This window comes from Streptomyces sp. NPDC107546 (assembly GCF_055639175.1).
The window spans coordinates 1-24,455 of record NZ_JBVKBA010000024.1 but is presented as its reverse complement, the minus strand read 5'-3'; the positions used below and the strand labels follow the sequence as shown (position 1 = coordinate 24,455).

16 protein-coding genes and 1 pseudogene are annotated in these 24,455 nt (G+C 72.5%); 4 read left to right on the top strand and 13 right to left on the bottom strand.

What is annotated here, in order from left to right; all coding sequences use genetic code 11:
• Positions 1-172: 172 nt before the first annotated feature.
• The gene (locus tag ACZ7L1_RS28670) at positions 173-1,123 is read right to left on the bottom strand and encodes a TauD/TfdA dioxygenase family protein (protein WP_471440992.1); all 951 of its coding nucleotides are present in this window, start codon (positions 1,121-1,123) and stop codon (positions 173-175) included.
• A gap of 248 nt (positions 1,124-1,371) precedes the next feature.
• Here ACZ7L1_RS28670 and efeU point away from each other — a divergent pair, with 248 nt between their 5' ends.
• Both efeU and efeB read left to right on the top strand, forming a co-directional pair.
• The gene (gene efeU / locus ACZ7L1_RS28665) at positions 1,372-3,492 is read left to right on the top strand and encodes an iron uptake transporter permease EfeU (protein ID WP_471440990.1); all 2,121 of its coding nucleotides are present in this window, start codon (positions 1,372-1,374) and stop codon (positions 3,490-3,492) included.
• Positions 3,493-3,560: 68 nt separating this feature from the next.
• A complete protein-coding gene (gene efeB / locus ACZ7L1_RS28660) occupies positions 3,561-4,841 on the top strand; it encodes an iron uptake transporter deferrochelatase/peroxidase subunit (protein WP_471440988.1) in 1,281 nt (426 codons plus the stop codon).
• A 23-nt stretch (positions 4,842-4,864) separates the two neighbouring features.
• On the opposite strand, the gene ACZ7L1_RS28655 is transcribed toward efeB, so the two are convergent.
• The 7 genes from ACZ7L1_RS28655 to ACZ7L1_RS28625 form a co-directional block, all read right to left on the bottom strand.
• On the bottom strand, positions 4,865-5,884 hold the full coding sequence (locus ACZ7L1_RS28655; protein ID WP_471440986.1) for an LLM class flavin-dependent oxidoreductase: 1,020 nt from the start codon (positions 5,882-5,884) through the stop codon (positions 4,865-4,867).
• A gap of 111 nt (positions 5,885-5,995) precedes the next feature.
• A complete protein-coding gene (locus ACZ7L1_RS28650; RefSeq protein WP_471440984.1) occupies positions 5,996-6,811 on the bottom strand; it encodes an ABC transporter permease in 816 nt (271 codons plus the stop codon).
• Positions 6,808-7,746 carry an ABC transporter ATP-binding protein gene (locus ACZ7L1_RS28645; protein ID WP_471440982.1) on the bottom strand — a complete coding sequence of 313 codons (939 nt, stop codon included), beginning with the start codon at positions 7,744-7,746 and terminating at the stop codon, positions 6,808-6,810. Before ACZ7L1_RS28645 ends, ACZ7L1_RS28650 begins: the two co-directional genes overlap by 4 nt.
• Before the next feature lie 84 nt (positions 7,747-7,830).
• Complete coding sequence (locus ACZ7L1_RS28640) at positions 7,831-9,195, bottom strand: FAD-dependent oxidoreductase (RefSeq protein ID WP_471440980.1); 1,365 nt, start codon at positions 9,193-9,195, stop codon at positions 7,831-7,833.
• A 104-nt stretch (positions 9,196-9,299) separates the two neighbouring features.
• Positions 9,300-10,403: a PP2C family protein-serine/threonine phosphatase gene (locus ACZ7L1_RS28635; protein ID WP_471440978.1), complete on the bottom strand. Its 1,104-nt coding sequence runs from the start codon at positions 10,401-10,403 to the stop codon at positions 9,300-9,302.
• A gap of 187 nt (positions 10,404-10,590) precedes the next feature.
• A complete protein-coding gene (locus tag ACZ7L1_RS28630) occupies positions 10,591-12,060 on the bottom strand; it encodes an NlpC/P60 family protein (RefSeq protein WP_471440976.1) in 1,470 nt (489 codons plus the stop codon).
• A 310-nt stretch (positions 12,061-12,370) separates the two neighbouring features.
• Complete coding sequence (locus ACZ7L1_RS28625) at positions 12,371-16,774, bottom strand: cation-translocating P-type ATPase (protein ID WP_471440974.1); 4,404 nt, start codon at positions 16,772-16,774, stop codon at positions 12,371-12,373.
• Between the two features lie 185 nt (positions 16,775-16,959).
• On the opposite strand from ACZ7L1_RS28625, the gene ACZ7L1_RS28620 reads away from it, so the two are divergent.
• Positions 16,960-17,346 carry a hypothetical protein gene (locus ACZ7L1_RS28620; RefSeq protein ID WP_471440972.1) on the top strand — a complete coding sequence of 129 codons (387 nt, stop codon included), beginning with the start codon at positions 16,960-16,962 and terminating at the stop codon, positions 17,344-17,346.
• 388 nt (positions 17,347-17,734) lie between these two features.
• Here the strand turns inward: ACZ7L1_RS28620 and ACZ7L1_RS28615 are convergent, their stop codons facing one another.
• Both ACZ7L1_RS28615 and ACZ7L1_RS28610 read right to left on the bottom strand, forming a co-directional pair.
• Positions 17,735-19,399 carry an alkaline phosphatase family protein gene (locus tag ACZ7L1_RS28615; RefSeq protein WP_471440970.1) on the bottom strand — a complete coding sequence of 555 codons (1,665 nt, stop codon included), beginning with the start codon at positions 19,397-19,399 and terminating at the stop codon, positions 17,735-17,737.
• A 176-nt stretch (positions 19,400-19,575) separates the two neighbouring features.
• A complete protein-coding gene (locus ACZ7L1_RS28610) occupies positions 19,576-20,757 on the bottom strand; it encodes a PP2C family protein-serine/threonine phosphatase (protein WP_471440968.1) in 1,182 nt (393 codons plus the stop codon).
• A 179-nt stretch (positions 20,758-20,936) separates the two neighbouring features.
• Here ACZ7L1_RS28610 and ACZ7L1_RS28605 point away from each other — a divergent pair, with 179 nt between their 5' ends.
• Positions 20,937-21,416 carry an SRPBCC family protein gene (locus ACZ7L1_RS28605; RefSeq protein ID WP_471440966.1) on the top strand — a complete coding sequence of 160 codons (480 nt, stop codon included), beginning with the start codon at positions 20,937-20,939 and terminating at the stop codon, positions 21,414-21,416.
• A gap of 62 nt (positions 21,417-21,478) precedes the next feature.
• Here ACZ7L1_RS28605 and ACZ7L1_RS28600 read toward each other — a convergent pair whose 3' ends face one another.
• The 3 genes and pseudogenes from ACZ7L1_RS28600 to tnpA all read right to left on the bottom strand — a co-directional run bounded on the left by ACZ7L1_RS28600 (position 21,479) and on the right by tnpA (position 24,384).
• Entirely contained in the window at positions 21,479-22,672 is a 1,194-nt protein-coding gene (locus ACZ7L1_RS28600; RefSeq protein WP_471440964.1) for a hypothetical protein, read from the bottom strand.
• Positions 22,673-22,838: 166 nt separating this feature from the next.
• Positions 22,839-23,900, bottom strand: a complete 1,062-nt coding sequence (locus tag ACZ7L1_RS28595) for a YihY/virulence factor BrkB family protein (RefSeq protein WP_471441125.1) — start codon at positions 23,898-23,900, stop codon at positions 22,839-22,841.
• Positions 23,901-23,996: 96 nt separating this feature from the next.
• Positions 23,997-24,384, bottom strand: a pseudogene (tnpA, locus tag ACZ7L1_RS28590) (IS200/IS605 family transposase).
• Positions 24,385-24,455 lie beyond the last annotated feature (71 nt).

Sequence of the window (24,455 nt, the reverse complement as noted above, 5' to 3'; positions counted from 1 at the left end):
GCGGGGTGGGTCCCCGTCGGGTGGAGTGGCGCCGTATCCGGGGCGGCCCTCGCCGGGTGGAGTGGCGCCGTATCCGGGGCGGCCCTCGCCGGGGGCCGTAGCGCTGTGTGCGCGACTCGTCAAGTGGCCGCCGCGCCCTGTCCGCGGGCGGCCACCCGCCGGGTGCCGTCCGTCACCAGCGGCCGTGTTCCGTGCCGGTGATCGGGGCCGAGGGGCGGCCGTCCGGGCCGACCGGGACGTCCCCGGCGAGCATCACCCGGTGCATGATCCGCGGATGCCCGGGGGTGACGAGATCGCTCGGGGCCAGATGGACGGTGGCCCGGTTGTCCCAGAAGGCCACGCTGCCGGGCTCCCAGCGGAAACGGACGGTGTACTCCGGGCGCGTGGCCTGCTCCAGGAGCATCTGCAGGATGTGCGCGCTCTCCGCCCGTGACAGGCCGAGGACCTGCTCCACGTAGTAGCCGTTGACGAACAGCACCCGTTCGCCCGTCTCCGGGTGCACCCGCACGAGCGGATGCTCCGTGGCCACCTGGTGGTCCAGCAGATGACGCACGTAGGCGTCGTCGCCGGGCCGCGGCTGGTATCCGACGCCGAGCCGGTGCTCGGCGCGCAGGCCGTCGACGAAACGCCGGACGGGCTCCGAGAGACCCGCGTAGGCGGCGGCGAGATTGGACCACTGGGTGTCCCCGCCGTACGGGGGCACGCTCTCGGCGCGCAGGATGGTCGCGGCGGGCGGATCGACGCGGGCGCCGTGGTCGCAGTGCCAGCCCCGCAACAGCGAGTGGCGCCTGCGCCGCAGCCATTCGTCGTGGTCCATGCCGTAGCGCCCGCCCAGCTCCAGCCGGTCGGCCGTGGTCTCCACCTCCGGGAAGTCCTGCGGTGAGGCGCTGCCGCGCCTGCCCAGGACGACGGGCTCGCCGAACCGCCGGGCGAGCGCGACGTGCGCCGTGTGGTCCAGTTTCTGGTCCCGGAAGAACACCACCTTCCAGCGCAGTACCGCCGACCTGATCGCGGAGACCGCTGCGTCCGGCAGGTCGCCGGCCAGGTCGACCCCGGTGATCTCGGCGCCGATGTGGCCGGCGACGGGCCTCACCTCGACCTCGGTACCACTGTCCGTCGTCATACGGGCTCCGTCCGTGGTGGGTCAGGACCTCACGGGGCAAGCATCCCCCGCCCCCGTCTCGTGCGAAAGATCACACGGGCTGCGCACGAGTGACTCATCAGCCCTCGCCACGTCGGTCCTTTTGCCGTCCCATTGCCATTCCATGGGCAATTGGCGACACAGCGGTCGTCATGATGGTTCGGCACTGGTAAGGCATGCCTTCGCTAACCTGCACGACCGACGGCGGGGGGTATGCCGGGGAGGGCCGCATGTGGGATGACGCGTTTCCGAGCTTTCTCATCGGACTGAGGGAAGGGCTCGAAGGCGGACTCATCGTCTCCATCCTCGTCGCGACCCTCGTAAGAGCGGGTGCCAAGTCCCGGCTGCCCCAGGTGTGGACCGGCGTCCTCGCCGCGATCGCGCTCGCAATGAGCTTCGGCGCGGTGCTGACGTTCACCGCCGCGTCGCTGTCCGCGACCGCCCAGGAGGCGTTCGGCGGCACCCTCAGCGTGATCGCCGTCGCGTTCGTCACCGCGATGGTCTTCTGGATGCGCCGCTCGGCCCGCAGTCTCTCCGGCGAGATCAAGGAGAAGGTGACCGGCGCGCTCGCGATGGGCGCGGGCATGCTGATCCTCACCTCGTTCCTCGCGGTGGGGCGCGAGGGCCTGGAGACGGCCCTGTTCCTGTGGACCACGGGGCGCGCGGCCGGGGAGTCCGCGGGTCCGATGGCGGGCGCCGGCATCGGCCTCGTCCTCGCGGCCGGCCTGTGCTGGGGTCTGTACCGCCGCGTCCTGAAGATCAACCTGACCAGGTTCTTCACCGCGACCGGCGCCGTCCTCATCGTGATAGCCGCCGGGGTGCTCGGCTACGGCCTGCGCGATCTGCAGGAGGGCGGGGTCCTGCCCGGCGGCACCGCCTATGCCGTCGACCTCGGCGGCAGCGTTGACGCGGGCTCCTGGTACAGCACCCTGATCCAGGGCGTGTTCAACCTGACGCCGACGATGACGTGGCTGCAGGCCGTCGCCTACGCCGGATACCTCGCCGTGGTGATGACGCTGTTCGTACGCGGCGTTAGCGGGGCCGGGGCCCCGGCCACCTGGGCGAAGCCCGCGGCGGCCGAGCGGGCGAAGCCCGCAGGCGAACAGAAGACGAAGGAGGACGTGAAGGCGCAGGAGGACCAGCCGAGGCCTGCCGCGAAGGCACCGCGGACCGCGGGCGCCGCCCCGGTCCGCCGCCGCCCCGTCTGGGCCGTCCCCGTCGCCGTCGTCGCCGTCCCCTCCGTCGTGGCCGCGCTGGTCGTCGCCGTCAGCGGCTCCAAGCCCGCCGGCACCCAGACCGTCGCCGTCTCCGAGACCGAGTGCGGCAAGGGCTTCACCGCGCCCGAGCCCGGCCGGCAGACCTTCCAGATGCACAACACCGGCGACAAGACCTCCGAGGTGTACCTGGTCGACCCGGCCACCAACGCGGTCTACGGCGAGATCGAAGGACTCGCCCCCGGCACCACGCGCGACCTCGTCGCCACCGTCGCGGGCGGCAGCTACGCCTGGCGCTGTGTGCCCACCGGCGGCAAGGCCGTCACCTCCAAGGCGGTTCGCGTGAGCGGCGGCGCCGGCGCCAAGGCCGTCGCCCCCGTCTCCGAGAAGGACCTCGCCGCGCCCCTGGCCGCGTACCGGACGTACGTCGAACAGGGCCTGGCCACCCTGGTCACCCAGACCCGCAAGCTCAGCGACGACATCGCCGCGGGCCACCTCGACGCGGCCCGCGTCGACTGGCTGACCGCCCACCGCACCTACTCCTCGCTCGGCGCCGCCTACGGCACCTTCGAGGACTTCGACCAGAAGATCAACGGCCGCCCCGACGGCCGGTCCGGCGGGGTGAACGACAAGGACTTCACCGGCTTCCACCGCCTGGAGTACGGGCTGTGGCACGGCCGGTCCCCGGACCAGCTCAAGACCCCCGCCCAGCAGCTCGCCGACGACGCCGCGGGACTGCGGAAGGCGTTCCCCACCCAGACCTTCGACCCGGGCGACCTGCCCCTGCGCGCCCACGAGATCCTCGAGAACACGCTCCAGTTCGAGCTCACCGGCCACGCCGACCAGGGCAGCGGCACCGAACTGGCCACCGCGGACGCCGACCTGGCCGGCACCCGCGAACTCCTCACCGTGCTGCGGCCGCTGCTGACCAGCCGCGCCCCGCACCTCCTGCCCACCGTGGACGCGGACATCGCCCGGGTGCAGAAGCTGCTGGACGCCGTCCGCCACGGCGACTCCTGGACCCCTGTCGACCGGCTCGACGAGACCGCCCGTGACCGGCTGAACGGGGCCACCGGACAACTCCTCGAGGACCTCGCCCCCGTTCCGGACCTGCTCGAGATCCGGAAGTCCGCCTGATGGGGCGAAAGCGCGCCGCGAACGCCCGTACCGAAGCCGAGAACGCACACGTCGAAGGGAACCGCTCCATGCCGTCCGCCGAAACGCCCGCCCCCCAGGGCGGCTGCCCCGCCGGTCACGGTCGCCGCTCCTTCGTGAAGACGGCCCTGGGCGCAGGGGCCGCGGGCGCGGTCCTGGCCGGCGGGGGCCTCGCCCTCAGCCAGGCCGGCACCGGCGAGGCGCACGCGGCGGACGACGCGAACGCCACGAAGGTCCCCTTCCACGGCGCCCACCAGGCGGGCGTCATCACCCCCGCCCCGGCCGCCGCCACCTTCGTCTCCTTCAACGTCATAGCCGAGGACCGCAAGGGCCTCACCGACCTGCTGCGGACGATCACCGAGCGGGCCCGCTTCCTCACCTCCGGCGGCGCCCCGGAGGATCTCGGCGTCGGCGCACCGCCCTCCGACAACGGCATCCTCGGCCCCGAGGTCCCCGCCGACGCGCTCACCGTCACCGTAGGCGTCGGCGCCTCCCTGTTCGACGACCGCTACGGCCTCGTCAAGGCCACACCGCGCCGCCTCACCCCCATGCGCACGTTCCCCAACGACAACCTGCAGCCGGCCGAGTGCCACGGCGACCTGTCGCTGCAGATCTGCGCCAACCGGCAGGACACCGTGCTGCACGCGCTGCGCGACATCGCCCGGCACACCCGCGGCGCCATGCAGATCAAGTGGCGCGTCGACGGCTTCCAGAACACCCCCCGCCCGAGCGGCGCCCAGCGCAACCTGCTCGGCTTCAAGGACGGCATAGCCAACCCCGACGTCACCTCCTCCCGGGAGATGAGCCGTCTGGTCTGGGTCGACGAGGGACAGGGCGAGCCCGCCTGGGCGACCGGCGGCAGCTACCAGGTCATCCGGATCATCCGGATGCTCGTGGAGTTCTGGGACCGGGTCTCGCTGACCGAGCAGGAGAAGATGTTCGGCCGCCGCAAGGACACCGGCGCCCCGCTGGACGGCGCCCAGGAGACCGACGTCCCCAACTACGCCAAGGACCCGCAGGGCACGGCGATCCCGCTCGACGCCCACATACGGCTCGCCAACCCCCGCACCGGGAAAACCGACAACTCCCGCATCCTTCGCCGCGGTTACAACTACGACCGGGGCGTCGACAGCGTCGGCAACCTCGACATGGGACTCGTGTTCTGCTGCTACCAGCAGGACGTCCAGCGCCAGTTCGAGGCCACCCAGACCCGGCTGATCGACGAGCCCCTCGTGGACTACATCTCCCCGACCGGGGGCGGCTACTTCTTCGCTCTGCCCGGTGTGCAGGACTCCTCGGACTGGCTCGGCCGGGGACTCATGTCCGCCTGACGGCCCCCGTCGCCACCGGGTGGTCAGCCGGCCGGCCGCCAGCCCAGCGCGGGCCCCAGGCGCGTGGCGATGTCGGTGAGGATCTGCACGTAGTCATCGTGCTCGAAGGTGAACGGCAGCGCGAACGCCACTTCGTCCACCTCACGGAACGCGGCGTGAGCGTACAAGTGCTCCGCTATCTGCTCGGACGGTCCCACGAGGTCCGGCGCGAACATCATCCGCGCCGGACCCTGCGGCGTCGCCGTACGCGGCAGCCGCTTCGCCGCGTACGCCTCGTACTTGGCGCGCTGCTCAGCCGTGGCGCTGTCGGTGGGGATGACCACCAGCCCCTGTGAGACCCGGGCACGCTCACCGTCCGGGTGGTGGGCGCGGAAGGTGTGGATGTGGGAGAGCTGGACCTCGGCGAAGTCCTCGGACTCCTCCGCCTTGACGACGCTGGAGGTGAGCAGGTTCATCCCGTGCTCGCCCGCCCACCGGGCCGAGCGCAGGCTCCCGCCGCCGTACCACAGGCGCCTGCCCAGGCCGGGGGAGTGGGGCTGCACGCGGTCGGAGAACACCTCGAAGCCCGTGACGCCGCTGAAGTCGCTGGCGGGCTTGCCGCGCACGAAGTCCAGCAGCCGCTGCACCCGTTCGTAGCTGAAGTCCTCGCCGTCGGCGGTGTCCGGGTAGAGCGCCTGCTTCACCTGCTCGTAGTGCATCGGCGGGCCGACGCTCACACCGGGGTTCAGTCGGCCCCCGGAGAGGATGTCGACGGTCGCCAGGTCCTCGGCGAGGCGCAGCGGGTTCTCCCAGCCGAGCGGGATGACCGCGGTGCCCAGCTCGATCCGGCTCGTGCGCTGGGAGGCCGCCGCCAGCACGGCGACGGGCGAGGATATGCCGTACTGCAGATGCCGGTGCCGCACCCACGCGCTGTCGAACCCCAGCCGCTCACCCAGCTCGATGATCTCCAGCGTCGACTCGTGACCGCGGCCCGGATCCGCCTCGTCGAACAGGCCGATGGTCAGGAAGCCCAGCTTCCGCAGCGGTTGCGAGGTCGGCGGCACAGAGCTTCCTCCAGGGTCCGTGGCATGTCTGCCGTACGCCGGTGCTGTGTCCGATTCTCGCAGGTGATCGTTGCGCGCACGTGAACGAGCCGGTGGGGGCGCCCGGGTGCATCAGGCGTCGCGGCGCCGGAGCGTGACCGCCGCCCCGGCCAGCGTCGCCAGCGCGTACAGGCAGAACACCGCGAACCCGGCCCACGGCGCCAGGGTGTGCGGCTGCTGCTGGACGTGGAGGAGGCCCTGGCCCGCCGTGCTCGGCAGATACGGGTCGATCGCCTCGAGCCAGGACGACGGCAGCGCCTGGGCGAGCACGGGAAGCACCAGCAGGACGGCGAAGAGGGTGGCGATCCCGCCCGCCGTGTTGCGGATCAGCGCGCCGAGCGCCACCCCGATCAGACCCACGACCGTCAGATACAGCCCGGTGCCGAGGACCGCGCGCAGCACTCCCGGGGCGCTCAGCGAGATTCCCAGGTGACGTCCGGAGAGCGCGGCCTGACCCAGCAGGAACGCGGCCAGCGCGGCGCCCGTCATCAGCACCCACGCCACCACCGCGTACACCAGGGCCTTCGCCCACAGCACCGGAAGGCGGCGCGGCACCGCGGCCAGCGAGGCGCGGATCATGCCCGTCGCGTACTCCCCGCTCATCACCACGACCCCCAGCACGCCGACAGCCAGCTGGGCCAGGAAGAAGCCGCGCAGACTGACCAGCGTCGGATCGAAGGCGAGCCGCTCCTGCGGCGGCAGCTCGTCCCAGCGGTGAGCGGCGAAGTAGCTGAACACACAGCCGAGTCCGACCATCGCGACGACCGCCGCGAGGAGCGTGAACAGGGTGGAGCGCAGCGACCGCAACTTGATCCACTCCGAGCGGATCACCCGCAGCTGGGTGACCTTCCCCCGCTCCGCCGCGGGAATCACCGATGCCGTCGTCATGCCGCACGTCCTTCCGCGCCCACCAGGTGCGCCGCCGGTGTCCGGTACTCCGCGGCGTCCCGGGTCAGTTGCATGAACGCCTCCTCCAACGAGGCCTGCTGCGGCGTGAGTTCGGACAGCGCGATAGCGTGCTCGGCCGCGATCCGCCCGATCCGCTCACTGCCGAGCCCGGTCACCGTCAGCACGCCCGGTTCCCCGGCCGTGACGGAGACGTCCGGGCCGGCCAGCAGGCCGTGCAGCCGCTCCGCCTCCTCGGTGCGGACCCGCACCACCTCGCCGGCGGCCCGCGCGACGAACTCCGTGGCCGACGTGTCCGCGATCAGCCGTCCCCGCCCGATCACGATCAGATGCTCGGCCGTGAGCGCCATCTCCGACATCAGATGCGAGGAGACGAGGACCGTACGCCCCTCGGCGGCCAGCCGCTTGAGCAGATCGCGGATCCACCGGATTCCCTCCGGATCGAGGCCGTTGACCGGCTCGTCGAGGAGCACCGTCGCCGGGTCGCCGAGCAGCGCCCCTGCGATGCCCAGCCGCTGCCCCATGCCCAGGGAGAAGCTGCCGACCCTTTTCCGTGCCACCGCGCGCAGCCCGACCAGGTCGATGACTTCCTCGACCCGGCGCCGGGCGATCCCGTGGGTCGCGGCGAGCGCCAGCAAGTGGTGGTAGGCGCTGCGCCCGGTGTGCACCGAGCGCGCCTCCAGCATGGCCCCCACCTCGTGCAGGGGTGCCCGGTGCTCGGCGTAGTTCCTGCCGTTGACCACGGCCCGGCCGGAGGTGGGCGCGTCCAGCCCCAGCAGCATCCGCATGGTCGTGGACTTGCCGGCGCCGTTCGGCCCGAGGAACCCGGTCACGATGCCGGGCCGCACGGTGAAGCTCAGGTCGTCGACGGCGGTGCGCTCGCCGAAGCGCTTGGTGAGGGAATGGGCTTCGATCATGCCCTCCACCCTCGTACGAGCGCGCCCGGCTGTCGCGCGGGGCTGCTCCGGCCGGATGCCGGGCCGCTTCCACCGCCGGTGCGTCTACGCGCCGCTCTCGCGGAGCATGTCCTCCCGCTCGACGATCTTCACGCGTTCCCGGCCCTGGGGTTCACCGAGCGCCTTCTCCGCGGAGTCCAGGCGGTGCCAGCCCTCCCAGGTGGTGAAACGGACGTTCCGCTCGGCGAGGAACGCGTCCACGGCCTCGGGGGCGGGCGAAGCCGGTGTGTGGAGACGCCCGTTCGCGTGGTCGTCCAGCAGATTCGCCACCGTCTCGTTCGCGTCGCCCTTGGTGTGGCCGATGAGGCCCACGGGACCGCGGCGGATCCAGCCGGTCACGTACGTCGACTGCAGGTGTGCCCCGCTGTCCTCTACGACCCGCCCGCCCTCGTCCGGCACCGTGCCCGACTCGACGTCCCACGGCAGCTTGGGCAGGGGCTCGGACAGGTACCCCACGGCGCGGTAGACGGCGGTGACGTCCCAGTCCCGGAACGTGCCCGTGCCCTTGACGTTCCCCGTGCCGTCCAGTGCGGTGCGCTCGGTGCGCAGGCCGACCACCCGGCCGTCCTCGCCGAGGATCTCGGCCGGAGACTCGAAGAAGTGCAGGAACAGCTTGTGCGGCCGGTCGCCGACGTCGCGGATGGCCCAGTTCTCCAGCGTCTTGGCGACCATGTCGGCCTGCTTGTTGCCGCGCCGGGTCGCGATCGAGCCCTCGTCGTAGTCGATGTCCTCGGGGTCGACGACGACCTCGATGGAGGGGGAGTGGTCCAGCTCCCGCAGCTCCATCGGGCTGAACTTGGCCTGGGCCGGGCCGCGGCGGCCGAAGACGTGGATCTCCCGGGCCGGGTTGGCCTTCAGCCCGTCGTAGACGTTCGGTGGGATCTCCGTGGGCAGCAGCTCGTCCGCCGTCTTGGCCAGGACGCGGGCCACGTCCAGTGCGACGTTGCCGACGCCGAGCACGGCGACCTTCTGCGCCGTCAGCGGCCAGGTCCGTGGCACGTCCGGGTGCCCGTCGTACCAGGAGACGAAGTCCGCCGCTCCGTAGGAGCCGTCAAGGTCGATGCCGGGTATGTCGAGGGGCCGGTCGGCCATCGCGCCGGTGGAGAAGATCACGGCGTCGTAGAAGGCGCGCAAGTCGTCCAGGCTGATGTCGGACGGGTACGCGACGTTGCCGAACAGTCGGATCTGCGGCTTGTCGAGCACCTGGTGCAGGGCCGTGACGATGCCCTTGATGCGCGGGTGGTCGGGGGCGACGCCGTACCGGATGAGGCCGAACGGGGCGGGCATCCGCTCGAAGAGGTCGATGGACACACCGGGTTCGGCGGCCACCTCGGACTTCAGCAGGGCGTCGGCGGCGTAGATGCCGGCGGGACCGGCTCCGACGATGGCTACCCGCAGGGGGCGGGGCATGATCAGGTTCCCTTCGAGCGGGGATGGACGGCTCGTCGGGAACCCTAAACTAAGGCAATCCTAACTTGGTACGCGGGTCTGCTCTATGACCTCATAAGGCGGGCTTATGTCCTCGGCTCCGGGGTCAGCAGGAGCATCGTCACATCGTCACGGACGCTGCCGCAGTGTTCCACGAGATCGGTCCACACGCGCTCGGTCGTGACCACGGGGTCGTCGTCGACGAGGCGGGGAAGCCGGTCGATCAGCGGATAGAACGCGCCGGTGGAATCCCTGGCCTCCCAGATACCGTCCGAGGCCAGGAACAGCCGGTCCCCCCGCTGGAGCGAACAGGTGATCTCGTCGTACCCGCCCCCCTGGGGCAGGCCGAGCCCGAGCGGTGTTCCCGGTGTGACCTGCACCTCCGTGGCCTTGCCGTCCTGGAGCAGAACCGGCGCCGGGCTGCCGCAGACGATGATCCGTACCGTACGGGCGTCGGGGGCGAACTCGAGCAGCACCACGGTCGCGAACAACTCCCCGAGCCGGGCGTCCCCCGAGTCCACCAGCAGCCTGCGGTCGAGGCGCGCAGCGACCGACGGCAGGTCGGGCTGGTCGAGGACGGCCTCCCGGAACGCGCCGAGCAGTGACGCGACCGTCGCCACGGCCGACAGTCCGTGGCCCTGCACATCGCCCATCACCGCCCGTGTCCCGGCGCGCCCCGCGCGCACGTCGTAGAAGTCGCCGCCGACGAGCGTCCCGCGCTGCGCGGCCCGGTACAGCCCGGTGCACCGCACCGGTCCGACCCGCGGCGGCAGTGGGGGCGCGACGGCGCGTTGGGCGGCCTCCGCGACGGTGCGTTCGAGGTCGAGTTGGGCGTCACGGCGGCTGCGCACGAACGACACGAACACGCTCAGCAGCGCCACGAAGCTGATGGTGAGCAGGTCGGTGTTGCCGGGGTGGTCCAGATGGAAGACCCGGACGTGCTGCAGGGCGATGACCAGCACGCCGAGCACGGCGGTCGTCAACGGCCCGTAGGACAGCACGGCGAGCGGCGGAATGGCGCCCAGCATGAAGCCGATGTCCAGGGGCACGGGGGCGACGAGCGTGGCGACACACACGAAGACCAACAGCACCGGCGGCAGCACCCGCACCCACCGCGGGGGCGGCGCCCCACGCAGCCAGCTCCGGCCGTCCGCCTCCCGGCGTCCCGGCACGGCACGCACGCTTCGCACACCCTTAACGCTCCTACGCCGAGCGGCCCGCCGCACGTCGGCACCTCGGCATCCGCGTCCACGTGGACAACAGCAGGAGCGTGCGCGAACCGGGCCTCACCCACCGCCCGATCGAGGAGACGCTGCTGGACCACTACGAGACCTGGCGACGGCAACTCCGGGCACGCTGGGTCAGTACGCCCCGACCTCAGGCGGGCCGCACCGCCCCGTGGATCGCCGACTGTCCGGCGTGGTGGAGGGACTCCTCGCGGATGTAGGCTCCCGGGCCCGGTGCGTGGATCATCATGCCGTTGCCGGTGCAGATGCCGACATGGCCGGCGCCGTCATGGAAGAAGACCAGGTCCCCCGGCTGGAGCGCGGCGAGGGAGACGGGCGTGCCCATGGCCGCCTGATCGGGTGCGGAGCGGGGGAGCACCACCCCGGCGGCCTTCCAGGCGGCCTGGGTCAGGCCCGAGGCGTCGTAGGAGTCGGGCCCGGTGGCGCCCCACACACACGGTTTGCCGATCTGCGCCCGGGCGAAGGCGAGCGCCTTCGCGGCCTTGGTGCCGTACCCCGTGTCGGGCACGCCGACGAAGGCGTCGGCGACCGGAAGCGCGGGGGCGACGGGCGCGGTGACGGGGAGCGCTGACGTGGCGAAGGCGGTCGAGGAGTCCAGCGCGGGGGCGACGGGCGCCGGGACTGCGGCGGGGGCCGTGGCGGTGAGAGAGGCCGTGGCGGCGAGGGCGGCCGGACCGGTGAGCGGCACCGAGGCGGCCGGGAGGGGCGCGGTGGCCGGCGGTGCTGACATGGCGAAGGCGGTCGGGGCGGTCGGGCCGGGCGCGGTGGCCGGCGGCGCCGGCACGGCGAGCGCGGTCGACGTGTCAAGGGACGGCGCGATGGGCGAGGGGCCCATGGCGGAAGGAGCGGCGGTGAGGGCAAGGTCCGCCGCCGGGGACATGTCCGGCAGGACCGCGGCGGCACCGGCCGTCTGCCCCGGCTGCCACGCCTGCCCGCTGGCACCGAGCGCTTCCGGCGTGCCCCAGGTGCCGCCCGCCGGGCCCTGCTGCGCCGCATGCCGTTCCAGCATCTCCCGGGCCGCGGCGAGCTTGCGCCGGCTCCGCTCCTTCGCGGTGGTCGGCGTGGACCGTCCCGGTTCGCCGGGAGCCCCCGGCAGGGGCCGCGGCGTCTCCTGCCGCGACGCCGGCGCGGCAGGCACCATGGCGCTGGGACCGGCCGTCAGCTCCGCAACCGGCCCGGCGGTCAACTCCCGGACCGTCCGGTCCGACCCGGACGCCGGTCCGGCGGTCAGTTCCCGGACCGGCCGGTCCGCGTTCGCCCGCTCGAGGGCGGGCAGTTCGTTCCCCGGCCGCCTCGCCGGGATCACGGGCCGGTCCCCGGCCGCCCCGTCCGGCATCCTGTCCGTCGGCAGCACCGCCGGAACGGTCGGACCCAGCTTCGCGCGCGCCGCGTCGAACCACTCCCGGGCGACGTCGTCGAGCGCCGGATCGCTGCGCCTGCGCTGCCTGCCGCGGACGGGGTCGGTGCGCCTGCGGGTCCCCGTCGACATCGCCCGGGTCGCGTTGAAGTTCCCGGTGGCGGTCTCGGCCCGGTCGTAGAGGCTCTGGATCCGCCGCTGGACCTCCTCGCGGCTCGGCCCCTCGGAGTCGCGCTGCGCCATGGGGACGTACTCCTTCCGTGCTCCGCCTGCCGGGTCGGCCGTGCAGCGCCCCCAGGCCGTTCGGGGCGCTGGGGGAGGGTTCGGGCTGGAGGCTCCGGAAGGCGTGCTCTGTGGCCCGTGCCCTCGGCGGAGGCCGTGCGACCCGGCGACGTTCGCCGGAGGGAGTCGTGCGGCCTGCCGGACAACCTAGCCAACTTGTGTGCCTCGCGTGAAGATTGGGCCGCGAAATGTCCGAGACGTCGGTGTGATTTTCATCTTGTCGTTCAGGAAAGTGCTTTGACGTACCGGAAGGTGTCCTGTCGGCTACCGTCTACGCCCTGGCGACGGCCGGCAGCGGCAGCGGGAGCGCGGTCCGGATCCGGCCGATCAGCGGCGGCAGGAACAGCGAACTCACCGTCGCCGCCGCCGCGGTGGACAGCGCGATGCCCCAGGCGAGCGGGCCGAGCGGAGTGCAGCCGAAGAACTGGCTGAGCCCCGGTGTCTGCACCACGGCCGCCAGCGCCGCCAGCGAGCCGAGGGAGGAACCGACGATCGCCCCGCTCCGGCCGCCGGCCAGCAGCGTCTGCCCGAGCTGTGTGCCCACCAGCGCGACGAGGGCGACCGTACGGGCGCGCGCGGCACGGCCGGTGAACCGGGCGACGAGCCAGGCGGCGGTGGCGCCGAGGGCGGTGGCGACGGCCCGGCACACGGTCTCCTCGGTCAGGGCCGTGCCCAGGGAGACCTCCGGTCCCTCGTGCAGCATCCGCTCGGCGGCCTCGGGGCGCGGCGGGCGCAGGGCGACCGCCATGGCCGGAGCCAGGTCCGTGAACAGGTTCACCAGCAGGAGTTGACGGGCTGTCAAAGGTGACGTCCCGGTGGCGGCCGCGCCGAGGAGGGTGAAGGCGATCTCGCCCAGGTTGCCGCCGACCAGGATCGCCAGCGCCTGCCGCACGGACGCCCACATGGCGCGGCCCTCCACCAGCGCGGCGAGCACCGTCTCCAGCCGGTCGTCCGTGACCACGAGGTCGGCCGCCGCGCGCGCCGCGGGCGTGGCGCGCGTCCCGAACGCGATGCCGACGTCCGCGAGCCGGATCGCGGGCGCGTCGTTGGCGCCGTCCCCGGTCATCGCGACGGTGCGTCCCAGTCGCTGGAACGCCTGCACCACACGCACCTTGTGCACGGGGGTACCGCGCGCGACGACCCCGACATCGGGCAGCAGGGCGTCGAGCGCCCGGTCGTCCAGGTCGTCGAGTTCGGTGCCGGTCACCACCCGCCTGCCGTCCAGGACGCCCAGTTCGGCGGCCATGGCGCCGGCCGTGCCCGGGTGGTCGCCGGTGATCATCACGATGTGCACCCCGGCGTCCGCCAGGTGACGCACCGCCTCGGCGGCGGTGCCGCGCACGCGGTCGGCGAAGGCGAGGAACCCGACGAAGTCCAGCCCCCGCACCGTCTCGTCCGTGAGCTCCTCGCCGGCCGCGTCCCGCAGCTCCGCGACCGCGAGGATGCGATGGCCCTCGGCCGCCAGCTTCTCGCCGGCGGCGAGCACGTCCGCGCGCTCCCGCTGGTCCAGCGGACGGCCGCCACGGGTGGCGCAGCGCTCGACGACCTCCTCGGGCGCGCCCTTCACCGACAGGATGCGGCGTTCCCCGAACCGGCCCATCGTGGCGTGGAAGCCGCGGCTCGGCTCGAACGGCAGGCCGGAGACACGCCGCCAGCCGGGCACGTCCGTCGTCCGTCGCACGCGCGCCTCGTCCGCGCCGGCGGTGACGGCCCCGTCGGTGGCGTGCTCGAACCCGGCGCCGCCGTGCGGGTGAGGGGTGGCCCGCAACGCGGCGGCGAGGACGGCGCGTTGCTCGTCGCCGAGCGATTCCAGGGGCCGGCTCTCGCCGTCGGCCGAGACGGCGACGAGGGAGATCCGCCCGTGAGTGAGGGTTCCGGTCTTGTCGAAGCACAGGACGTCGGTACGGCCGGCCGCCTCGATCGTACGCGGATCCCTGACCAGGGCGCCCCGTGCGGAAAGCCTGCGGGCGGAGGCGAGTTGGGCCGCCGACACCAGGAACGGCAGTCCCTCCGGGACACTGGCCACGGCCAGCCCCACACCCGCGCCCACCGTCTCCCGCGTCGAGCGCCCGCGCAGCGTTCCGGCCACCATCACCGCGGCGGCCGAGCCGAGGGCCACGGGCAGTGTGCTGCGGGTGATCCGTGCCAGCCTGCGCTCCACCCCGACGGCGGGCGTGGCCGCACCCCGGCCCATCACCGCGGCCCGGCTCGCCTCCGTCGCCGTACCGGTCGCGACGACGACCGCGCGGCAGCGGCCGGCCGCGACGGTGGTGCCCTCGTACACCATGGACGTGCGCTCCGCCACGTCCGAGGCCAGCACGGGCGCGACGGCCTTGGCCACCGGCAACGACTCGCCGGTGAGCGCCGACTCGTCGGTCTCCAGGTGGTGCGCCTCCAACAGGCGCGCGTCCGCGGGTACGACCTCGCCGGCGCTCAGCACGACGACATCGCCCACGACAAGCTGCTGGGCGGGCACGGTGGTCTCCCGCTCGTCCCGCAGTACCCGGGCCATCACGCCCGACTCGCGGCGCAGCCGGGCCACCGCCCGGTCGGTCCGGTAGCGCTGGAACCCGCCGACGAGGCCGGACACGGCGGTGACCGCCACGATGACGACGGCGTCGAGGACGGCGCCCACCGACGCCGACATGGCCGCCCCGGCCCCGAGGACGGGTGTGAGCGGGTTGGCCATCTCGGTGAGGTACGCCCGCACGGGCGACGACGTGGGGGCCCGCTCGCCGGGTGCGGTGCCCCGCGCCTGCGCCTCCTCGTCCGTCAGCCCGGCCTCGGCGCTCCTGGTCCGCTCGAGCACGGTCCCCGGGTCCATCGCGTGCCAGGGGCCACGGGAGGCGGCGGTCACCGGGAAAGGACGCCGCAGCAGTCGTACGGCCGACCAGACTCCGGTGCAGGTGGCGAGGGCGCCCCCCACGTTGAACGCCGTCACGCCGCGCGCCGCGGGCCGCCCCGACCGCCCGGCCAGCGCCGCGGTCGCGCCGACGGCGGCGGCCGCCTCGGCGATCCGGACGCCGCGCCGCGCACTGTCGCGGGCACCGCGGCAGGCCCGCACGATGACGACGGCCGCTGCCGGATCGGCTTCCACGTACAGATGCGCGCCCCAGGGCGGCGACCCCTCCGGGCCGGCGACACCGACCCCGACATCGGCCGCGCTCAGGGCCACCCGGTCCCGGGAGATCAGCAGCACCCCGTCTCCGTCACGCTGGAGGTCCCGTACGCAGTCCACCAGTCGTTCGTCCGCCGCGCGCGCCGCGTCGGCCTCGCGTGCGGCCGGGTCGGCGGTGTGCGCCCCGGCGACCACGACCCGCAGCCTGGCGGCATGCGCCGCGGGGACGAAGGCGCCGGCGACGTCGTGCATCTGCGGCACCGCACTGATCACGGCGAGCAGCCGCCGCCCGTGTGCCAGCCCCAGCACGAGCCGTGCCCCGTCGCGGTGCATCCGCTCCCGCTCGCGCGCTCCGGTGCGCCCCTGCAGGGACAGCTGCTCGACCGGGCCCAGGGCCCATTCGCCGTCACGGGCCGGCTTCTCGGGCGCGGAGCCGTCGAAGAGACGGTGGGCCCGCGCGGCGAGGTCGCCCACGGGCGCGTCGTCGTCGAGGGGCACCAGATCGGCCAGCACATGGGACCCGGTGGCCAGAACGCCGGTGTCGAGGAGCACGGTGTCGATACGGTCCAGTCGGCGCAGCGCGCCGGAGTCCGCCACGAGAACGCCCTTGCGGGCCAGGCCCCGGCCGAGGGCACAGGCGAAGCCTTCGCGGGCCAGCAGCGGTGCCTTGGGGATCGCCGCGAGCGCACCGCCGGCGGCCCTGGCCGGGTGCCGGGTGACCAGCAGCGATCCGGCGAACGACGCCGCCGCCACCAGGGCGGCCTGGTCGGCGTAGCGCTCGACCGGCCCCGGCCGCAGCGGCGTCTCGCGGGGCGGTGGGTCGGGCATGGGGCCATGGGACCCGGTCGCGGGGGTGCCGACCAGGCGCGGCTCGGCCGCGGCCCAGGACGCGGCTTCCGCGTTCGCCTCCAGTACCCGCAGGGTGTGCCGGACGGTGTCCACGACGACCCCGACCACACCTCCGGAGCCCGCATGACCCACCGCCGCGAGCAGGGGCAGCAGCAGATTGGCGTTGTCGGTGCCGATCGCCCGGTCCACCACCCTCCGAAGCCTCGGGTGGACGTCGACGAGCGGGATGAGAGCCGTGACCGACGACGGGAGCGGCGCCCGGCGGGCCAGGCCTGTCGCGGCGGCCACGGGGGCGGCCGCCAGCTGCGCCGCCACGGCCAGGGCCGCTCGCCGGGTCGTGCGGCCGGAGGCCGGATGGTCGGGCAGCGGGTGCTCGAGTCCGTGGGCCTCCTCCACCTCCTCGACCGCGTCGATCAGGGCCGGCACCAGCTCCTCGGGGTCGAAGGAGTCGTCCGTGCCGACCACGCAATGCCCCAGCACGGTGTTCGCCACGGCCCACGTCACACCCGGCAGCCCGGTGAGCCGCCGCTCCACCTCCTCGGCCAGTTTCGCCGCCGAGGCGTGGGGCAGCTCACCGTGGCTCAGGCCGCGTACGGCGATGTGAAGACGCCCCTCGAAGCGGCGCACCCGTTTGCGTGTGCCGTCCCACAGCGAGGCGGTGGCGGAGGACGCGACGGACCGCAGCAGTCGCCGTCCCGGCAGTGGCACAGCGCATCACCCGCTCCCTGCGGCCCGACACCCGCTCCGAATACGCGAGTAGCCGCAAACCGCCAACTTCAACCGGATTACTGACAAACCTCCTATTTCCACCGGATCGCAGAGCGCACGCCGGGCGGAGCGCGCGAGAATTGAAGTGGCACACCACACCGACTCCGTGAGAGGAGGGCAGGGGGATGGCCAGAACAGCGGCGACGACACCGCATGAAGAGACCCGGAAGCAGCCGGCGGAAACCCATACGCACGAGGGTGGTGGCCTGCACCTGCACACACGTACGGTGCACCCCTCGCTGAGGATTCCGTACATCACGAGGGACGACCTGACCAGCACCGCCAGGGAGGCGACGTCGCGGATGCCCGGCGCAGCGTCCGGCAAGGACCTCGTGTTCTACGGGGGGCTGACCGCGATGGCGGTCGCGGGGGCTCTGGAATGGCCGGTGGCGCTGGCCGTCGGCGGAGCCACCTGGCTGCTGCGCGGCGGCGGCAGGGCGCGCGAACGGGGCGCCGAGACGGCGGCCGGGCACAACGGCGGGAGTCGTGCCTCGGTGAGGAGGACGGTCTGAGACGGCCCGGCCCACGGCGCCCGGCGGCGACACCGCTGCCGGGCGCCGGCGTGGGTCGGCGGCGGGCCGTGGCGGTCGTTGTGTGTCAGGCGGCGGCCGGCGCGGTGGCCGCGTGCTGGTGCCGTGTGTACGCGGCCCACAGCTGCCATGCGAGGCGCAGGATGAGCGCCTCGGCCAGCGCGGCGCCGATCTTCGTCGCCACGGCTACAAGAATCTGGCCCATGTCGGTCGACTTTCTGTGCTCGAATGCGGGTGTCCGATATCCGACAATGCAGGCCTTTCCGTGGCAACGGGTGCCATAGAGGCGCACTTCTGGTGTCGCTTGGGTGAACAAACGGAAAACGCCCCCGGGTGGGGCCGCGGGCACCGCGACCCCGCCCGGTCCCGGTCAGCGCGTCGGCAGCACGCGGGTGTGTTCGACCCGCACCGCGTCCAGGGCCTCGGGGTCCAGCCCGAGCAGCCGCAGGATCGTCGGCGCGATCTGCGTGGTCTCCACCGAGCCGCCGACCCGCAGACCCCGTGGGGCGCCGGCGCCTGAGACGACGAGCGGGACGTCCAGGTCGTCGGCGTGGGCGCCCCCGTGCTCGGCGATCTTGCCCTTGCCGCCGGTGTACACGACGCCGTACTGCGTGATGCCGAACAGGTCCGGCACACGCGCGTCGCCCGGCCGGACGTGGAAGTAGCGGGCGGCCGCCCTGCCGGCGTACAGCGTCTTCAGCCCGCTCGCGGTGAAGGGCTTGGCCGTGCCGTCGATCCCGTTGCCGGTGCCGGACCGGGCGAGCAGGTACGCCTTGGCGAAGTCGGTCGCGGCCGTGGACCGGTCGGTGAGCCACAGGAGCATCGCATCGTCGTCCACGGCGTGCGCGACCAGGTCGCCGGCGCCCGGATGCGCGGCCTTCCATGCGGTGTTCAGGCCGTCGAGGAGCGGGCCGTCGTCGATCCGGGTCAGCGCCTTCGGGTCGGTCGGCGACTGCCCGTGCTTGGCCGACAGGATGACCGCCGTACTGCCGTCCAGGTGCCGCTTGTGCAGTTCCGCGAGGAACGCCCCGACCTCGTTGTCGACGAACGCGAGGTTCTTCACCAGGAGCGGGCCGGGCACCCCCTTCGCCAGGTAACCACCCGTCAGGCCGTCGGAGCCGGGCAGCTTCTGGGCGGTCGACACGGACTGGAAGTTCATGCCGAAGACCGCCGGGGTGCCCACCTTGTGCGTGCGGCTGTGGTCGTAGCCGTCGATCTCGTTGAGGACGGCCCGCACCTTGTAGTCGTCGTACTGCTCGGTCGCCGCGTTGTCCTTCGTCCAGTCGTCGCCCGCCGGATAGCCGGTCGCCGCGCTGTTGATCTCGGGAGCGAACAGGTCCTGGACACCGGTGCCGGCGGGCCCGTCCAGAATCTCGTACGCCACGTGCTTGTCGGACCAGGCGGTGCGCAGCCCCGCCCTGCGGGCCACGTCGAAGACCGTGTTCACCTTCAGGTAGCTGTGCGGGTAGAGGGGCTTGCACGTCTTCGGGTCGACCGGCAGCTTCGAGGGGTCGATCAGCGAGCGGGCGTCACCGGTCATGTTCAGGATGCCGCCGGGCAGTCCCGCGAGCCCCTGTCCGGCGTCCAGGGAGTCCTTGTTCCGGTCGAGGTCCTCGGTGAGGTCCACCTCGGCGCCGGGCTTGGCACCCGTGCAGCCGGTGGTCCCGGCCGGAAGGAGGGCGTTGCTGTAGGTGTCGTCGTAGTAGACGCCCGTGGTGCCCGGATTCCCGCCCGTGAACTGGCCGATCATGCCGGGGAACGAGTCGGAGGGGACGGTGGTCCTCGCGTGGGTGTACTCCACGCCGCCCGTGGTGAGCCGTGCGAGGGGCGAGTCGGGGTGATGGGCGACGTACCAAGCCAGGTCGGACTGGTGCAGGCCGTCGACCGACAGCAGCAGGACATGCCGGGCCGCGGCGCCCGCGCGGGCGACGGGGGCGTGAGCCGAGGCGGATGCGGTGGCCGCGGCGGTGAGCGCGCCGACGGCGGCGAGTGCGGCGGCGACCGCCGTGACGGGACGGGCAGGACGTCTGAACAAGGGTTCTCCTCGAGCTGTTCGGAGCACGGGAAGTCCGCGGACCGTGCACCGATATCGGAGGGGGAGAACGTGTACAGAAGGGGACTTCCGCACCGTGCCCAGCCCAAGAAACGCAACGGTGCGCGCAAAGTGGCGAAGGGCGACTGCCGGGCGGGCCCTGCCCACGCGCGGCCCCTTCACCCCTCCGTCCGCGGTCCCGGGCGGTGACGGAAGCCGTCGGCATGGACGATCCGCCCCTGCCGGCTGCCCCGGTGGGCGACCGGGGCGCGCTGCAGGGCGATGAGAGCGGCGTCGTCGTCGAGGCGTCCGCCGGCATGGGCGAGGAGGTCGCGCCGGACGTGGTGCAGCAGGGTCTCGGGGCCGGTCTGCGTCCACTGGGCGACGCGTTCCGCCAGCGGATAGAAGCGGTTGTGGGCGTCCCGCGCCTCGATCACGCCGTCGGTGTACAGCAGGAGGGTGTCACCGGGTTCGAAGGAGAACACGTCCAGCGTGTAGTCCGTCGGCCGCCCGCCGATGCCCATCGGGGGAGCGGGGTGCACGCTCGGCACGGTGACGACGTGCCCGGCACTGAGCAGCAGCGGCGGTGGGTGCCCGCAGCTGGTCATCCGCGTCATCGGGTCCGTGTCGGAGATCTCCATCAGTAGGGCGGTGGCGAACCGTTCCCCGACCTCCTCGGGGGGTTCGAAGTCGGCGAGGTACCGGGTCACGCTCTGTTCCAGGGAGGCGGCCAGCTCCAGCAGGGAGGCCTGCCGGTGGGCGGCCTCCCGGAACGCGCCGAGCAACAGGGCGGCCTCGCCGATCGCGGACAGGCCCTTGCCGCGCACATCGCCGATCAGGACGCGCACCGCGGCGTCGGTGCGGGTCGCCGCGTACAGGTCGCCGCCGATCTGTGCCTCGTCCTCGGCGGCCAGGTACAGGCAGGCGACCCTCAGGGGGCCGATCTGCTCCGGCAGCGGCCACAGCAGGACGTGCTGTGCCGCCTCGGCCACGGATCTGACCTGGGCCAGTTGCGCGTGTCGCCGCTCGCGGATCGCGCCGTACATCACGGTCAGCGTGGACAGCACCGCCAGGGTGACCAGCTGCACGATGTGGTTGGTGGTGGTCAGCCCGCCGTGCAGAACGGCGATGAGGAACTGTGCCGCCACCGCCAGCGCCCCGACGAGGCCGGTCAGCCGGGGGCCGGCGAACGACAGGGTGAGCGCCGGGGCGATCACCAGTGCCGGTCCCAGGTGGATGTCTGTGGGGGAGTGGATGTCCGCCACCGTGATCACCACGATGAGCGCGATCGGGAGCAACAGCAGCGCATGACTCGAGTGCCACTGCTGCCGCAGGCGGGCGAGGCCCAGGCGGGGACCCATGCCTTCCACCCTGCCTCGCCGCCGGTGGGGCGGCCACCGCGTGCCGCTCACCTCGCCCCGCGCACCGATGTCATCCCGCAGCTGTAAACGGACGGACCCTGGGTACCCGCCGCAATGTGCCGAGATCCATGCGGCGGGCCGACACCCCGCTGCGGTCGATCAGTGAGAAGGAGGCGCAGATGAGCAAGGTCAAGGAAACGGTGGAAGTCGAAGTTCCGGTTCGCACGGCCTACAACCAGTGGACGCAGTTCGAGGAGTTCCCGAACTTCATGGAAGGCGTCGAGGAGGTCACGCAGCTCGACGAACGCCACAACCACTGGACCACCAAGATCGGCGGAGTGCGGCGGGAGTTCGACACCGAGATCGTCGACCAGCTCCCCGACGAGCGAATCACCTGGCGTACCACCAGCGGCGACACCCAGCAAAAGGGTTCGGTCCGCTTCCAGCGCCTGGACGACACCCACACCCGCGTGGAGCTCGTGATGGACGTCGAACCCGGCGGAGCCGCGGAGAAGACCGCGGACATGCTGGGAGTGATCGACCGGCGCGTCAAGGGAGACATGCGCCGCTTCAAGGAGTTCATCGAGCAGCGTGGCGGCGAGTCCGGTGCCTGGCGCGGGCGCATCCAGCCCGGTGACGTCGGTGGCCCGTCCAGCTGACACCGTCCGACCCCAAAGCGCCTCGGCCGCCCGGGAGGCGGCCGAGGCGCTTTGCGTGCCGGTCAGCCGAATGTCGCCTCCGGCTCGCCGCGGGTCGTGTCCCGGCTCCGCTGCGCCGGGGGCGTGGTCGGCCGCCGCGGCCGGCCCCGGCCGCGGGAGCGCCGGTCGCCGCGGTCGCGTACCGGCCAGAACAGGACGTACGCGGTGGAGACGGCCACGAAGCCCAGACGGATCAGACCGCGGGCCGAGTCGTCGGGCACGACGAACACACTGCCGTACAGCGTGAGCAGCGCGATCCAGCTCCACCAGGGCACGAGGCGCCGCTGGCCGATCACGTCCCACAGCAGCGTGCCCAGCAGGACGGACGCGGTGTAGTACGTGTAGACGCTGGGGTCCAGCACGATCCGCGCGTTGGCGCCGAGCAGGACCACCGCGGCCCAGCGACCGCGCCAGACGGCGATACAGCCGAGCGTCAGACCCACCACGGCCTGCGCGGGGCGGTCCCAGGGTGGGGTCTGGGGATCGCCGACGCCGAGCCAGCGCAGCGCGGACGCCGGCTGGTTCGGGATGGTGAAGTGCGCCGCCGCCATTGTGTGCGGGGAGCCGATGAAGAACGGCAGCCAGACGACCGCGACCAGGCCCACGCACCACAGACCGGCCCGCAGCCACTGGTGTCTCGGCAGCGCGAGCAGCAGCGGCAGGAAGGCCAGCGCCGTCGGTTTGGAGTCCATCGCCAGAGCCATGAAGACGCCGGTCCCGGCCGCGTTGCCGAGGGTGACCGAGCGTACGGCCAGGGCGGTGAAGAACAGCGCCAGGACGTCGTCGAGGTGCCCGAAGCGGACCGACACCTCGATCCACATGGGGATGAAGGCCAGGCCCGCGATCAGCACGCGCTGCCGCAGCCGCTGGTGGTTGGTCCCGGTGCCCAGGAAGTACGAGGCGGCGCTGCGTCCGGCGAGTACCAGGATCACCAGGCCGAGCAAGGACATCAGGGCCGCGGCCAGGAACTGTCCGACGTCCTCGGGGAAGGGGTTGAACAGACCCGCCACCAGGAAGCTGAGCGGGCCCATCTGGAGTTCGGGGTGGTGCGCGTACAGGTTGAGACCGCCGTCGTGGCCGGCGCCCTGATACAGCAGTTTCCCGCCCTGCTGCAGATAGTGCCAGGAGAACCCGCCGTGCCGCTCCACCACGGCGAACCAGACGATTGTCCAGGCGGCGAGCAGCACCAGGTGCACCCGCTGACTGATGACCGGCACGGGCCTTCCTTTCGGCTCCTGTCTCCTGCGACCGACCGGGAACGCCATGGTCCCCCAAGGAAGATGATCGAACCGGTCCGGGGGTTCGCTCCCTTCCGAGATCCGTTCGCGGACATACGAAACGGCGGTCGGGCGACCGGTCTTTCCCGGCGGGCCGAGCCGTCCGTCAGTCCACGCGGCGCCGGTCCTCGTCGTCCCACGCGCGGGTGTCACGTGGCTCTGTGTACGGCTCCTGGTCGGGGGGAAGACCGCCGGCGATCGCCCGCTGCCGCGCGGTCTCCGCGTCGAACTCCATGCCCAGCAGGATCGCCAGATTGCCGATCCACAGCCACACCAGGAAGACGATGACGCCCGCCATGGTGCCGTAGGTCTTGTTGTACGAGGAGAAAGCGGCGACGTAGACCGCGAACCCACCGGACGCGCCCATCCAGAGCACCAGCGCCAGCACGCTGCCCGGTGTGATCCACCTGAAGCCGTGGACCTTGGCGTTCGGCGTGGCCCAGTACAGGATCGCCAGCATGATCGTCACCAGGGCGACGAGCACGGGCCACTTGGCGATCGACCACACCATCAGCGCCGTGTGCCCGATCCCCAGTGCCATGCCCACCTGGTGCGCCAGCCCACCGGTGAAGACCACGATCAGCGCGCTCGCCAGGGCCAGCACCATGAGCAGGACGGTGATCGCCAGCCGCGGGGGCAGGACCTTCCACAGGGGCCGGCCCTCGGGGATGTCGTAGACGGCGTTCGCGGTGCGGATGAACGCGCCGATGTAACCCGACGCCGACCACAGCGCCACTGCCAGGCCCACGAACGCCATCACGGACCCTGCGCCGCTGTGCCCCTGCAACTGCGCCACGGCCCGGGTGACGATGTCCCGGGCCGCGCCCGGGGCGAACTGTTTGAGATTGGCCAGCACCTTGTCGGTCGCCGACCGCCCGGCGATGTCCAGCAGGGACACCAGCACCAGCAGGGCCGGGAAGAGGGACAGCACCCCGTAGTAGGTCAGGGCCGCGGCCCGGTCGGTCAGTTCGTCGTTCCCGAACTCGCGCAGAGTCCCCCTGAACACCGCCCACCACGAGCGCCGGGGCAACTCGGTCGGCGCGTCCGGGGCCCTGCGCTCCACCTCCGGGTCCGGTCCGGGCTCCGCGGCGGGCTCGGTGCGGCGGTCCGCCGTCCCCCGCCGGTGGCCATGACGCGCCCGGTGTTCCCTGTCTTCCCATCCGTTGATCTTGCGTGGGTATCCTCGGCTTCAGCCGGGGAGGGAAACGCATCCTCGGCCCGGAGGCGCGCAGCGCCGGAGTGCGCTCCGCCTTGGTGGTGAGGGTCAGACGGGCCGCTTCTGGCTCTCGATGTACTGCCGGATGACGGTCAGCGGTGCACCACCGCAGGAACCCGCGAAGTAGGAGCGGGACCAGAACACCGGCCCCATCCCGATGCGGTTGATCCGGCCGGTGTACTCGGCCCGGAGGGACCGGGAGCTGACGCCCTTGAGGCTGTTGATCGGCTTCGACAGGGCGACTTTCGGCGGGTAGTGCACGAGCAGGTGTAGGTGATCGGCTTCGCCGTTGAACTCCCGTAGCTCCGCCTCGAACTTGCCGCACACCTCCCGCATGATCTCTTCGCACCGCTTCAGCGTGGCGTCATCGAAGACGCCTCGCCGCGACGTGCCGTCCCATGCGTATATGGGGGTTTGGGATCCAGCGTGGTGACATACACCAAGCGCAGTATGATCGCCGAGGCTGACCGCAAAAGGGGGTGGGCCGGATGATCCGTGCGTACAAGT

What these genes read in the sequence shown, in the direction of transcription:
- efeB (WP_471440988.1), top strand. Translation starts at nt 3,561, where the DNA reads ATGCCGTCCGCCGAAACGCCCGCCCCCCAGGGCGGCTGCCCCGCCGGT.
- ACZ7L1_RS28620 (WP_471440972.1), top strand. Translation starts at nt 16,960, where the DNA reads ATGGCCAGAACAGCGGCGACGACACCGCATGAAGAGACCCGGAAGCAG.
- ACZ7L1_RS28650 (WP_471440984.1), bottom strand. Translation starts at nt 6,811, where the DNA reads ATGACGACGGCATCGGTGATTCCCGCGGCGGAGCGGGGGAAGGTCACC.
- ACZ7L1_RS28630 (WP_471440976.1), bottom strand. Translation starts at nt 12,060, where the DNA reads ATGGCGCAGCGCGACTCCGAGGGGCCGAGCCGCGAGGAGGTCCAGCGG.
- ACZ7L1_RS28645 (WP_471440982.1), bottom strand. Translation starts at nt 7,746, where the DNA reads ATGATCGAAGCCCATTCCCTCACCAAGCGCTTCGGCGAGCGCACCGCC.
- ACZ7L1_RS28640 (WP_471440980.1), bottom strand. Translation starts at nt 9,195, where the DNA reads ATGCCCCGCCCCCTGCGGGTAGCCATCGTCGGAGCCGGTCCCGCCGGC.
- ACZ7L1_RS28610 (WP_471440968.1), bottom strand. Translation starts at nt 20,757, where the DNA reads ATGGGTCCCCGCCTGGGCCTCGCCCGCCTGCGGCAGCAGTGGCACTCG.
- efeU (WP_471440990.1), top strand. Translation starts at nt 1,372, where the DNA reads ATGTGGGATGACGCGTTTCCGAGCTTTCTCATCGGACTGAGGGAAGGG.
- ACZ7L1_RS28670 (WP_471440992.1), bottom strand. Translation starts at nt 1,123, where the DNA reads ATGACGACGGACAGTGGTACCGAGGTCGAGGTGAGGCCCGTCGCCGGC.
- ACZ7L1_RS28605 (WP_471440966.1), top strand. Translation starts at nt 20,937, where the DNA reads ATGAGCAAGGTCAAGGAAACGGTGGAAGTCGAAGTTCCGGTTCGCACG.